The 12,512-nt window shown below is 69.7% G+C and carries 11 protein-coding genes; 7 read left to right on the top strand and 4 right to left on the bottom strand.

Translation table 11 applies throughout. From position 1 onward, the window contains the following. Positions 1–104: 104 nt before the first annotated feature. The 4 genes from HMPREF3115_RS10225 to HMPREF3115_RS10210 are packed head-to-tail and all read left to right on the top strand — an operon-like array spanning position 105 to position 5,054. The gene (locus HMPREF3115_RS10225) at positions 105–1,244 is read left to right on the top strand and encodes a glycosyltransferase family 4 protein (protein WP_006404174.1); all 1,140 of its coding nucleotides are present in this window, start codon (positions 105–107) and stop codon (positions 1,242–1,244) included. Further along, positions 1,241–2,707 (top strand): glucose-6-phosphate isomerase, encoded by a 1,467-nt coding sequence (locus HMPREF3115_RS10220; RefSeq protein ID WP_070554321.1) that lies wholly within the window; start codon positions 1,241–1,243, stop codon positions 2,705–2,707. The genes HMPREF3115_RS10225 and HMPREF3115_RS10220 overlap by 4 nt, the downstream gene beginning before the upstream one ends. Further along, on the top strand, positions 2,704–3,888 hold the full coding sequence (locus tag HMPREF3115_RS10215) for a glycosyltransferase family 4 protein (RefSeq protein ID WP_006404172.1): 1,185 nt from the start codon (positions 2,704–2,706) through the stop codon (positions 3,886–3,888). Before HMPREF3115_RS10220 ends, HMPREF3115_RS10215 begins: the two co-directional genes overlap by 4 nt. After that, positions 3,888–5,054 carry a glycosyltransferase family 4 protein gene (locus HMPREF3115_RS10210; protein WP_006404171.1) on the top strand — a complete coding sequence of 389 codons (1,167 nt, stop codon included), beginning with the start codon at positions 3,888–3,890 and terminating at the stop codon, positions 5,052–5,054. The genes HMPREF3115_RS10215 and HMPREF3115_RS10210 overlap by 1 nt, the downstream gene beginning before the upstream one ends. Before the next feature lie 162 nt (positions 5,055–5,216). Here HMPREF3115_RS10210 and HMPREF3115_RS10205 read toward each other — a convergent pair whose 3' ends face one another. Then, positions 5,217–6,446 carry an MFS transporter gene (locus HMPREF3115_RS10205; RefSeq protein ID WP_070554319.1) on the bottom strand — a complete coding sequence of 410 codons (1,230 nt, stop codon included), beginning with the start codon at positions 6,444–6,446 and terminating at the stop codon, positions 5,217–5,219. A 154-nt stretch (positions 6,447–6,600) separates the two neighbouring features. On the opposite strand from HMPREF3115_RS10205, the gene HMPREF3115_RS10200 reads away from it, so the two are divergent. Continuing rightward, positions 6,601–7,071, top strand: coding sequence for a winged helix-turn-helix transcriptional regulator (locus HMPREF3115_RS10200; RefSeq protein WP_070554317.1), 471 nt, complete (start codon positions 6,601–6,603; stop codon positions 7,069–7,071). A gap of 57 nt (positions 7,072–7,128) precedes the next feature. Here HMPREF3115_RS10200 and HMPREF3115_RS10195 read toward each other — a convergent pair whose 3' ends face one another. From HMPREF3115_RS10195 to HMPREF3115_RS10185, 3 genes are all read right to left on the bottom strand, one after another. After that, on the bottom strand, positions 7,129–8,562 hold the full coding sequence (locus HMPREF3115_RS10195) for an MFS transporter (RefSeq protein ID WP_070554316.1): 1,434 nt from the start codon (positions 8,560–8,562) through the stop codon (positions 7,129–7,131). 170 nt (positions 8,563–8,732) lie between these two features. After that, a complete protein-coding gene (locus tag HMPREF3115_RS10190; RefSeq protein ID WP_035954164.1) occupies positions 8,733–9,503 on the bottom strand; it encodes an AraC family transcriptional regulator in 771 nt (256 codons plus the stop codon). A gap of 31 nt (positions 9,504–9,534) precedes the next feature. Further along, positions 9,535–9,876, bottom strand: a complete 342-nt coding sequence (locus HMPREF3115_RS10185; RefSeq protein WP_012217466.1) for an FKBP-type peptidyl-prolyl cis-trans isomerase — start codon at positions 9,874–9,876, stop codon at positions 9,535–9,537. Positions 9,877–10,444: 568 nt separating this feature from the next. Here HMPREF3115_RS10185 and HMPREF3115_RS10180 point away from each other — a divergent pair. Both HMPREF3115_RS10180 and HMPREF3115_RS32355 read left to right on the top strand, forming a co-directional pair. Continuing rightward, positions 10,445–11,356 carry a metal-dependent hydrolase gene (locus HMPREF3115_RS10180; protein ID WP_035947086.1) on the top strand — a complete coding sequence of 304 codons (912 nt, stop codon included), beginning with the start codon at positions 10,445–10,447 and terminating at the stop codon, positions 11,354–11,356. Positions 11,357–11,789: 433 nt separating this feature from the next. Continuing rightward, positions 11,790–12,512 (top strand): sigma-54-dependent transcriptional regulator (locus HMPREF3115_RS32355; RefSeq protein WP_256276119.1); only part of this gene is annotated, 723 nt, incomplete at its 3' end.

The raw sequence follows: 12,512 nt of genomic DNA, 5'->3' as shown, positions 1-12,512 counted from the left end.
CGCGCGTCGCACCACCGTTGCCCCGCGCCGTGCGGCGATGCCGCCGGTCACGCCATGAACGGGCTGCGCGCGCATGCGCGCGCGGCCGCACCCGGAGGGCTCGCATGACCGCCACCAAGGTCCACGTGCATCTGTTTTACGGCGCCGATCCGCGTACTTACCGGAAAGGCGACAACATCGGCTGTCTGTACGGCTATCACCACGCGGAATCGGACGAATTCCGGCTCACGTATTCGGCCGACCGGCGCGAGCCGCGCGTGGTCGGCATCGCGCGCCGCGCGCTGAAGGCCGCGCTCGGTTTCGACATCGTGCACGCATGGCGCAACCGCGCGGCGCTGCTCGACGCGGACGTGATCTGGACGCATACCGAACAGGAGCATCTGGCCGCCGCGCTGATCCTCAAGCTCGCGGGCGCGCAGGGCAAGCGGCCGCTGCTGCTCGCACAGAGCGTCTGGCTGTTCGACAAATGGCAAAGCTTCGGCGGCCCGCGCCGCTGGCTGTACCGCAAGCTGCTCGCGCGCGCCGACGTGCTGACCACGCTCGCGCGCGACAACGCGGCGCTGTGCCGCCGCTATCTGGGTCGCGACGCGGAGTTCGTCTACTACGGGCTCAACACGCAGGACTTTCCGATCCGCGATCCGCAGCCGTGGCAGCCGCATCGGCCGCTGCGCATCGCGGCGATCGGCAACGATCGCGACCGCGACTGGCGCACGTTTCTCGCCGCGTTCGGCGGCGATGAGCGCTACGAGGTGCGGCTCGCGACGCGTCGCCGCGTGCCGCGCGCGTGGCACGCGCCGAACGTCGCGATCGGCTCCGCGTCGGGCCTCGCCAAGCAGCACGAGCTGTACGCGTGGGCCGACGTGATCGTCGTGCCGCTGCGGCCCAACTTTCATGCGTCGGGCATCACCGTGATGCTCGAGGCGGCGGCGCTCGGCAAGCCGATGATCGTGTCCGACGTCGGCGGCCTGACCGACTACTTCCCGCACGACACGGCCGCGTACGTGCCGCCGTTCGACGCGCAGGCGATGCGCGACGCGGCGGATCGCTTCGCGGCCGAGCCGCTCGCGGCGCTCGCCTGTGCGCGCGCCGCCGTCGAGCGGCTGCGTGCGTGCGATCTGACCACACAGGCGTTCGCGGAGCAGCACGTGCGCATCACGCGCGAGTTGCTGCGCCGGCGCCGCACGCCCGCGGCGGCCGCCGGCGTCGCGATGCCGCTCGCCGATTCCCGGCCGTCGTCGCGATGAGCACGCTTGCCGCCGAACGCGCGCCGGCGCGCAAGCGCAGCCGGTTCGCCGAGCCGACGCAGTGGGCCGGGCAGGCAGCGCTGTGGACGATCACGGCCGCGCTGATCGCCGCGCATCAGGGACGCGTGCTGACGTTCGCGTTTCCGGTGCTCGCGATCGCGGTCGGCATCTGGCTGTACTTCAAGAGCCCGGCGCGCTACGTCGGCTTCATGTGGTGGGTGTGGTTCCTGAGTCCCGAGGTGCGGCGTCTTGCCGACTGGTCGAAAGGCGCCTTCACGCCGACGAGCCTGATCCAGGTCGCGCCGCTCGCCGTGACGATGATCGCCGCCTTCGGGCTGCTGCGGCATTACCGCGTGCTCGCGCAGCGGCGCGGGATTCCGGTGCTGCTGATCCTGTTCGGACTGACCTACGCCTATCTCGTCGGGATCGTGTCGAGCGGCCTGATGGCCGCGACCTACGACCTCGCGAACTGGCTGTATCCGGTGCTGATCGGCTTTCACATCATGGTCAACGCGCGCAACTATCCGGCGTACCGCGACGTGCTGCTGTCGACCTTCATCTGGGGCATGCTCGTGATGGGCGTGTACGGCATCATCCAGTACTTCGTGATGCCGCAGTGGGACGTGCTGTGGATGGTCGGCTCGCAGATGGGCTCGCAGGGCGAGCCCGTGCCGTACGGCGTGCGTGTGTTCAGCACGATGAATTCGTCGGGGCCGTTCGCATTCGCGATGATGGGCGCGCTCGTGTTCGTGCTGGTCGCACCGCAGAAGATCCGCTGGTTCGCGGGCGCCGCCGGCTTCGTGTCGTTCGCGCTCTGTCTCGTGCGTTCGACGTGGGGCGGCTGGGTAATCGCGCTCGCGATCCAGCTCGTGCAGTCGAGCAACCGCGTGCGGATGCGGATCCTCATCAGCGGCGTCGTGCTGGTCGGCCTGTGCGTGCCGCTGCTGACCGTCGGCCCCGTCGCCGATCGTCTCGGCCAGCGTCTGCAGTCGATCGTGAACCTGAAGGACGACCGCAGCTACGACGATCGCAACAAGTTCTACGCGACCTTCGCGGAAACCGCGTTCACCGACGTCGCCGGCGAAGGGATGGGCGCGACGGGCGCGTCGACGAAGCTGTCGAGCGACAGCGGCGAGCTCGGCAAGTACGGCAGCTTCGACAGCGGCGTGATGAACGTGCCGTTCGTGCTCGGCTGGCCCGGCACGCTGCTCTATCTCGCGGGCTTCGTGATGCTGCTCGGCCGCACGGTGCGCGCGTCGTTCAGGCTGCGCGACGACAAGTTCGTCGGCGCCTGCCTGAGCCTGTGCCTGTCGGTATTCGCGATGCTCGTGTTCACGAACTCGCTGATCGGCACGGGCGGCCTGCTGTTGTTTACCGCCATTTTTTCGATTCTTTCCGCGGCGCACTGGCAGAGGCTTCAGCGTCTGCCGGCCGCCGCGCGTTTACGGGGAGACGACCATTGAGAATCGCGATCGTCACGCACGTCGTGCGTCATAACGACGGCCAGGGCCGCGTCAATTACGAAATCGCGCGCGCGGCGCTGGCCGAACAATGCGAGGTCACGCTCGTCGCGTCGCACGTCGCGCCGGAGCTGCTCGCCGATCCGCGCGTGCGCTGGGTGCCCGTGAAGGTCGGGCGCTTCTGGCCGTCGAATCTCGTGCGGCAGCAAGTGTTCGCGTTGAAGAGCGCGTGGTGGCTGCGCACGCACCGCGATGCGTACGACGTGCTGCACGTGAACGGCTTCATCTCGTGGATCAAGGCCGACGTGAACACCGCGCACTTCGTGCACGGCGGCTGGTTCAAGAGCCCGTACTATCCGTTCGCGCCGACCAAAGGGCTGTGGTCCGCGTACCAGTACGTGTACACGCGCGTGAATACCGCGCTCGAGCGCTGGGCGTACCGGCGTTCGCGCGCGATCACCGCGGTGTCGCAGAAGGTCGCCGACGAAATCGCGGCACTCGGCATCGACCGCAGCAAGATCGGCGTGATCTACAACGGCGTCGACGGCAGCGCATTCGCCGATGCGCACGCGGACCGCGCAGCGTTCGATCTGCCGCGCGATGCGTTCCTGCTGCTGTTCGTCGGCGATCTGCGCACGCCGCGCAAGAACCTCGGCACCGTGCTGAAGGCATTGACGAAGCTGCCGGAACACGTGCATCTCGCGGTCGCCGGCTATCTGCCCGGCAGCCCGTATCCGGACGAGGCGCGCGCGCTCGGCCTCGGCGCACGCGTGCACTTCCTCGGTCTCGTCAAGAACATGCCGACGCTGATGCGCTCGGTCGACGCGTACGTGTTTCCGTCGCGCTACGAAGCGATGAGCCTGTCGCTGCTCGAAGCGATGGCGGCGGGGCTGCCTGTCGTCACCGCGCGCACCGCGGGCGGCGCCGAGATCATCACGCGCGATTGCGGGATCGTGCTCGACGATCCGGACGATCCGGACGCGCTCGCGCAGGCGATCGACCTGCTCGCGGCGTCGCGCGACACGTGCCGTGCGATGGGCGCGGCCGCGCGCGAACTGATGACCCGTTTCGGCTGGGCCCACATGGGCGCCCAGTACGTTGCGCTGTACCGGCGCATCGGCCAACCTCCGCAGCCGTCCGCGTTCGCGCGCGTCGAGCATGCGGTCACGCAGGAGCAATCGTGATGTCCTCTTCTTCCCGGCCGATCAAATCGCTGCAGATCGGCATGCACTGGTTTCCCGAACGCGCGGGCGGTCTCGACCGCATGTATTACTCGCTCGTCGGCGCGCTGCCCGGCGCGGGCGTCGAGGTGCGCGGGCTCGTCGCCGGCTCGCCGAAGGTCGCCGACGACACGGGCGGTGCGATCCAGGGCTTCGGCCCCGCGTCGCAGCCGCTCGCGCGCCGGATGCTCGCCGCGCGGCGCGCGCTGCGCGAGGAAATTCGCAGCGCGCGGCCCGACGTGATCTCGTCGCACTTCGCGCTGTATACGTTTCCGGGCCTCGACGTGACGCGCGGGATTCCGCAGGTGTCGCACTTTCAGGGGCCGTGGGCCGACGAGAGCCAGGTCGAGGGCGCCGCGTCGCTCGGCCAGCGCGCGAAGCGCTATCTCGAACAGGCCGTGTATGCGCGTTCGTCGCGGCTGATCGTGCTGTCGCAGGCGTTCGGCCAGATCCTCACGCAACGCTACGGGATCGATCCGTCGCGCGTGCGCGTGATTCCGGGCTGTGTCGACACCGCGCAGTTCGACACGCCGCTCACGCCGGCCGAGGCACGGCAGCGGCTGCAGCTGCCGCAGGATCGGCCGATCGTGCTCGCGGTGCGCCGCCTCGTGCGGCGGATGGGGCTCGAGGATCTCGTCGACGCGATCGGAATCGTCAAGCGCCGCCATCCGGACGTGCTGCTGCTGATCGCCGGCAAGGGCAAGCTCGCCGAGGAGCTGCAGCAGCGCATCGACGCAGCCGGGCTGCAGGACAACGTGAAGCTGCTCGGCTTCGTGCCCGATCAGCATCTCGCGGCGCTCTATCGCGCGGCGACGGTCAGCGTCGTGCCGACCGTCGCGCTCGAGGGCTTCGGGCTGATCACGGTCGAATCGCTCGCGTCCGGCACGCCGGTGCTCGTGACGCCGGTGGGCGGCCTGCCCGAGGCGGTGGCCGGGTTGTCGAACGATCTCGTGCTGCCGTCGACGGGCGCCGATGCGATTGCCGAAGGGCTTGGCGCCGCGCTGTCGGGCGCGATTGCGTTGCCGGACGAGGCGGCGTGCAAGCGCTATGCGCGCGAGCATTTCGACAACGCGGTGATCGCGCGACGCGTCGCCGGCGTGTACGAGGAGGCGATCCACGCGGCGGGCTGAGCGTCGCTGCGGGTTGCAGGTTGTAGGTGGTGTGTTGCCGCTGCGCCCGGCATGGGCGCCGCGGCGAAGCGCGAATCGGCGTGCGTGGCGCGACCGGTTCGCGAACCGGCCGCTCGATCCGGGCGAGCCGGTTTTTTTTGTCGTCCGGCAGCGCGACGCGTGCTACGCCGGTGCCCGCTTGCGCTCGAGCGTCGCCGCCCACACGACGAGCGCCGCCGCGCTGACGGTCGCGCCGAGCACGCATACGCCGCTCCATCCCGCGTACGCATACATCGACGTCGAGGCGATCGCGCCGAGCCCGCTGCCGGCCGAATAGAACAGCATGTAGCAGCCGACGACACGCGCATGCGCATCGGGGCGTACGCCGAGAATCATGCTCTGATTGACGACGTGAACGGCCTGTCCGCCGACGTCGAGCAGCACGATCCCGACGATCAGCAGCGCGATCGACGTTTCGCCGAACGCGAGCGGCAGCCATGACGACACGAGCAGCGCGAGTGCGGCGCCGGTCGTCGCCTGACCGTATCCGCGATCGGCGAGCCGGCCCGCGCGGGCGGCCGCGGCCGCGCCGAGCGCGCCGACGAGGCCGAACGCGCCGATCTGCGTATGCGACATCGCATGCGGCGGCGCGCTGAGCGGCAGCACGAGCGCGCTCCAGAAAATGCTGAACGCCGCGAACATCAGCAGCGCGATCGCACCGCGCACGCGCAGCGTGCGTTCGTCGCGCAGCAGCGACGCCATCGAGCGCAGCAGCGCCGCATAGCCGATCCGTTCGCGCGGTGCGTCCGTGTCCGGCAGGAGCCGCGACAGCCCGACGAGCATCGCGATCGCGAGCGCCCCCGACACGAGATAGACGGCACGCCAGCCGGCGACGTCGGTCACCGCACCCGCGACCGAACGCGCGGCCAGCAGCCCGATCACGACGCCGCCCTGCGCGGCGCCGACCACGCGGCCGCGTTCGCCGGCGCCCGCGAGTGCGGCCGAACAGGCGATCAATCCCTGCGTCATCGCGGTGCCGAGCAGGCCGACCGCGACCATGCCGACGAGCAGCGCGATGCGTGTCGACGCGGCGGCGACGCCGACGCAGGCCGCCGCGAGCAGCACGAGCTGGACGGCGAGCAGCCGCTTGCGATTCAGGCGATCGCCGAGCGGCACGACGAACAGCAGCGCGAGCGCACAGCCGAGCTGCGTGGCCGTGACGACCGCACCGATCGCGGCCGCCGGCACCGCGAAATCGCGTGCGATCGCGTCGAGCAGCGGCTGTGCGTAGTAGACGTTCGCGACGCTTGCCGCACAACATGTCGCGAGCAGCGCGACGCGCGTCGTAGAGAGACGATCCGCGCACGGACCGGCGCCGCACGCCGCGGCGCCGGAAGAACAGGAAGACGTCATCGGTTTTCTCGTGCCTGATGTGGTTGCAAATTGAAACTGGTTGGAGTGTAGGAAAAGTAGTTTTAAAATGCAACTCGTTGTGCGGCGGGCACGGGGCCCGGGCACGGATGGCCGGTGTCGCCGTGCAGGCGCCGGCAGGCCAGTGGAGGAGAAGATGGCGAGGCAGAGAAGTCTGGCGGATTCGCATTGCCCGGTCGCGCGCGCGACCGACATCGTCGGCGATCGCTGGGCGCTGCTGATCGTGCGCGACGCGTTCGACGGCGTGCGCCGGTTCGGCGATTTCCGCACGAGCCTCGGCGTCGCGAGCAACATTCTGTCGGACCGGTTGAGGATGCTCGTGGAGGCCGGCGTATTCGACGTCGTGCCGGCCTCGGACGGCAGCGCGTATCAGGAATACGTCCTGACGAAGAAGGGCGAGGGACTGTTTCCGGTCATCGTGATGCTGCGCCAGTGGGGCGAAGCGAACCTGTTCGCGCGCGGCGAGCCGCATTCGGTGCTGGTCGATCGCAAGACCGGTCGCGCGCTGCGCAAGCTCGCACTGCGGCAGGACGACGGTCGGCCGCTGAAGCCCGCGGACACGTTCGTGAAAAAGATCGGTGAAGCCGGCGACGCGACGCCGCGCTGAGCGATCGGCCGCTCGTGTGCGTGCCGATCCGTATGCCCGTTGCGGCGGCCGCGCCGATCAGTCCGTCGTCTGCAACGGACGGCGGCCGCCATGCGCGTCGCGATGCGCATCGGGCCGCACGCGCGTGGCGAGCAGCGCGGCCGCGATCAGCAGCGCGACCGACACGCCGGTATCGATGCGCAGCCCGTCGACCACCGGCACCGCGCCACCGCTGCCGGCCACCGCGCCGAACGCTGCAACGCCGATGGCCCCGCCGGCCTGTCGCGCGGTATTGAGCACGGCCGACGCGATACCGGCGCGCGCCGGTTCGACCGAGGCGAGTACGGCGGTCGTCATCGCCGGCACCGCGAAACCCATCCCCGACGGAATCAGCAGGAACGGCACGAGCAGCGCGGGCAACGGCGTCGAGCCGTCGACGAAGTGCAGCGACCCGTAGCCGAACGCGGCGACGAGCGCGCCGGCGAGCATCGGCGCACGCGGCCCGTAGCGCGCGACGGCGCGGCCGCTCGCGAGATTCGCGAGCAGGAAGCCGCCGGTCAGCGGCAGGAACGCGAGTCCCGCCTGCAGCGCCGATTCGCCGCGTACGCGCTGCAGATACAGCGCGATCACGAATACGGTGCCGTAATACGTGAGGTTGACGCAGATCCCGAACAGCACGGCCGCGTTGAACGTGCGGCGGCGGAACAGCGCGAGCGGCAGCATCGGCGTCGCCGCGCGCGATTCGATCGCGATGAACGCGGCGGCGGCAAGCACCGCGAGCACGAAGCCGCCGGCGACGACCGGATGCGCGAGGCCGAGCGGCCGCCATTCGATTACCGCGCCGGTGAGCGCGGTCAGCATCGCGATCGCGACGAGCTGGCCGCGCACGTCGAGCGTACGCGCCTGCGGCGCAGGCGATGTCGCCGCACGATCGGCCGGTATCCAGGCGAACGCGGCCGCGAGCCCGGCCGCACAGAGCGGCAGATTGACGAGGAAGATGCTGCGCCAGCCGAACGCGGCGATCAGCGTGCCGCCGAGCACGGGGCCGGCCGCGATCGACACCGAACCGGCCGCCGTCCACGCGCCGACCGCTCGCGCACGCAGCGCCGGATCGTGCCGGCACGCATCGTTCAGCAGCGCGAGCGAGTTGGGCAGCATGGCCGCCGCGCCGACGCCTTGTACGGCACGCGCCGCGATCAGCATCGCGGGCGCCACGGCTGCGCCGCATGCGAGCGACGCGAGCGCGAACAGCGCGAGGCCCGCGACATAGACGCGACGCGCGCCGAAGCGGTCGCCGAGCGCGCCGGCAGACAGCATCAGGACCGCGAACGCGAGCGTGTACGCATCGACGACCCATTGCAAACCGGCCAGCGACAGATGCAGCGCGGCGGCCATGTGCGCGAGCGCGATATTGACGATCGTCACGTCGAGCTGCGTGACGACGAAGCCGACGCTGACGGTCGCGACGATGCGCGCGAGTGCGCGAGGAAACGCAGGTGTGGCAGTGTCCATGCGTTCATCGTAAGCGGCTGCGTGCACGGACGTTTCAGCGCTACGCGAAGCGTCGATGCGGCGCGTGTCGTGCGAGGCGATGGACGGGAAGTGTGAAGGGCCGATTGAAGCGATGCGTGCCGCACCGGGGCGTCGAATACGATGCGTGCCGCGGCCCGCCCGTTCGTCGCTTAATGCCGTTCGCCGCGCCAGCGGCCCGGCGCGACGCCGAAGCGCTTCGTGAACGCGTGCGTAAACGTGCTCTGATCGGCGAAGCCGACGAGGCCGGCAATATCGACGAGCGGATGACGGCCGTCCGCGAGCAGCACGACCGCGGTATCGAGCCGCAGCCGCAGCAGATAGCGATGCGGCGTTTCGCCGAATGCCTCGACGAACAGTTGATGAAAGCGCCGCATCCCGTAGCCGCAATGCGCGGCGAGATCGGCGATGCGCAGCGGCTCGGCGAGCCGTGCGCGCAGCCACCGGTCGATGCGCGCGAAATCGAGGCCCGACGCGGGCGCGCCGATGTCGGCATCGTCGAGCAGCGCGTCGCACAGCCGTGCGGCGGCCTGCCATTGGAAGCGACGGGCGTGTTGCGCGTCGGTGGCTGGCGCGTCGTCGAGCTGCGCGGCGGCCGCCGCCACGCGCGCGACGAGCGCGCTCAGCGACGGATCGATCGCAACGGCGCGTGCACGATCGAACAGCCGCTGCGGCACCGCGAGCGATGCGGCAGGCAGATCGAGCACGAGCTGCCTATTGTCGCCGAGGCCTGCATAGTCGTGGCGCGCGCCGGCCGGGATCAGCCACGCCGCATGACGATCGATGCGCCGGCCGACGCCGTCGACGGCCATCACCATCGCGCCGTCGACGCCGAGCACGATCTGATGGAAGTCGTGCACGTCCGACGCTTCGCACGCATCGTAGCGGCGCAGCGACACGGCGGGCGAGGCGATGCGTTCCATCGTCACGGAGCGGCGGCCGGCGGCGCGTGCGTCAGACGGCGAGCAGTTCGACTTCGAACACGAGCGTCGCGTTCGGCGGAATCACGCCGCCCGCGCCGCGCACGCCGTAGCCGAGTTGCGGCGGAATCGTCAGGCGACGCACGCCGCCGACCTTCATGCCTTGCACGCCTTCGTCCCAGCCCTTGATGACCATGCCGCCGCCGAGCACGAACGCGAACGGATCGTTGCGGTCCTTGCTCGAATCGAATTTCTGACCGTCGGTGAGCCAGCCCGTGTAGTGGACGCTGACGGTCTGGCCCGCTTGCGCTTCCGCGCCGGTGCCTTCGGTCAGGTCTTCGTATTTGAGGCCCGATGCGGTCGTGATCACAGACATGACTTCTCCTGAAAAGGGATGGGATAAAGCCGATATTGTAGGCGAGCGCGGCGTGCGCCGTCGCACGCCGCCGGCGGCGCGAGCCGCGGCGATCGCCCGCGTGCATCCGAGGCCGGCCCGTTGCACGCGACACCACCGATGGAACGCGCGTTTGAATCGCGCGTCGGCGATGCGCGCGCGTGGCGCTCGCTTCAGCGCATCCTCCGTATGATTCGGCGCGGCAGCCGCGCTCGGCCGCGTACCGGGCGATGCATCGCCGATGGCGCAGAGGCCCGACGCACCGGGCTTCGGCGCGGTCAGGCGGATCGCGGGGCCGCGCGCCGACGCCGTTCCCGCACGCGCGTTCGCGTTCGAATCGATGCGATGCGCACCGCTGTTCCAACGGCTTTTTTTCCGCGTTTTCGACCGTGCCCCGTTTGGAAGCGCGCGTCTACCGCGCCGCTTGCGCGCGCAGATGCGCGGCACCTATCTTTACAGTTATCGATGTCAGGATTCGGGCGCCACGGGCGCGTGCGTGCGGCCGTCCCGCGCGTGGCGCCGGACGCCGTGCTGCAAGGAGAACGATGAAATGAAGTCAGCCGCTGCCGCGATCGCCGCCGACGTGATGCCGGTGCGCCGCGACCTGCGCTTCGACCTGCCGGTCGAACGCGCGAAGGACTGGCATGGCCTCGGGTCGCACGTGACCCACTTTTTCAACGCGCTGTCGCTGCTGTTTCCGGCCGGCGAGCGCTTTTTCATGGATTCGGTACGCCACTACCGCGACCGGATCGACGATCCGGTGCTGAAGCGTCAGGTGCTCGGCTTCATCGGCCAGGAAGCGATGCATACGCGCGAGCACGTCGAATACAACGAACTGATGCAGGCGAACCGGCTGCCCGCGCGCAAGCTCGACCGGCGCGTCTGGAAGGTGCTCGGCTTCATGAAGCGCGTGCTGCCGCACTCGGTGCAGCTCGCGCATACGGTCGCGGCCGAGCATTACACGGCGATGCTCGCGGACTGGATCCTGCGCGATCCGACACGTCTCGACGGTTCGGTCGACGGCTACCGCCAGATGTGGATCTGGCATGCGCTCGAGGAAACCGAGCACAAGGCCGTGTCGTTCGACGTGTGGAACAGCGTGATGGCGCCCGGCCTGCGGCGCTACCTGATCCGCATCGGCGTGTACCTCGTCACGACGCTGACGTTCTGGCCGACCGTGTTCCTGATGCACGTGACGCTGCTCTGGCGCGACCGCGCCGCTCCGCATCCGCTGCGCGGCCTGCTGCGGACGATCGCGTTCCTGTACGGGCCGCGGTACGGCCTCTTTCCGCGCATCGCCGGCGAATGGCTCAGCTATTTCCGCCCCGCGTTCCATCCGTGGGATCACGACAATCGCCATCATCTCGCCCGCGTCGACGCGCTCGTCGCCGCGTACGGCGACCACGACCGCGCGGCAGCCGGGCGCGGCCGGACGGCCGCGCTGGCTTCGGCGGCCCGCTGACGCCCACCCGCGACACCGCTGTCGCGCGCGCCCGTCGCGTCATGTCGTCTGACGATTGACCATCGTCAACCGGAACCGGTTGCGCACGCGTAGCGCGCCGATCCGGCACGCCGGCCGCGCCGTTGTCGCCGCATCGAATGTCGCGTCCCTCCGTCGCGTACGCAGGCCGCCGGCCTGCACCGGCGCGGCTTCGCGAGCCGTCGAGCGTTTTCGCGCGTCCGTGCGTCGCGCGCGCCACAGGGATAACACCCAGCTAGCGGTGCGCGCGCGGCCTCGCTATACCGTTGAAACAAAGGCGCCGTACCCGTCGCGCGATTGCTGCGCGAGGGGATTCTATTCGGACTGAAATGCGGCCATTATGTCGGTTCGATCGAGGTCCGCCGTGCGCGGCGACGAGCCGGCGCGCGATACCAACGCCAAGCGGGGAACAACGATGGTTGCAAGGTCACCCGATGCAAACCGGAACGCGGAGCCGGACATGCCGCCGGTCTCCGTTACCGCCCCGGAGGCCGGCCGCAGGCTGTTCGCGATCATGCGCACGCCCGACGAGCCGTTGCTCGCGCAACTGCGCGGGCTCGGCTGGGAGGTGTCGGTCGCGAAGACGGCCGGCGCCGCGCAGAACATGACGTCCGGCGTCGGCATCGCGGCCGGGCTGATCGATTTCTCGGGGTTCACGTCGCGCGACTATCCGGCACTGAAAGCGTGCCTGAGCCAGCCCGCGATCGGCTGGATCTCGATCGCGCAGGCCGGCGTGACGATCGGGCCGGCCGTGCGCGAACTGATCCGCAGCTACTGTTTCGATTACGTGACGCTGCCGCTGCCGTACGAATGGATTTCGCACGTGCTCGGCCATGCGCGCGGGATGGCCGCGCTCGATCGCGTCGACGGCGCCGCTTATGCGGCGTCGATCGGCGAGCACGGGATGATCGGCAACTGCGAGGCGATGCAGCAGCTGTTCAGCACGATCCGCAAGGTCGCGAAGACCGACGCGAGCGTGTTCATCTCCGGCGAATCGGGCACCGGCAAGGAGCTGACCGCGCTCGCGATCCACGAGCGCTCCGGCCGCGGCAAGGGCCCGTTCGTCGCGATCAACTGCGGCGCGATTCCGCATCATCTGCTGCAGTCGGAGCTGTTCGGCTACGAGCGCGGCGCGTTT

The sequence above is a fragment of the Burkholderia sp. HMSC10F09 genome, from assembly GCF_001806955.1.
GTDB classification, from domain to species: domain Bacteria; phylum Pseudomonadota; class Gammaproteobacteria; order Burkholderiales; family Burkholderiaceae; genus Burkholderia; species Burkholderia multivorans.
Note: the sequence above shows the minus strand (reverse complement) of the source record. Positions and strands in the feature narration are given on the sequence as shown.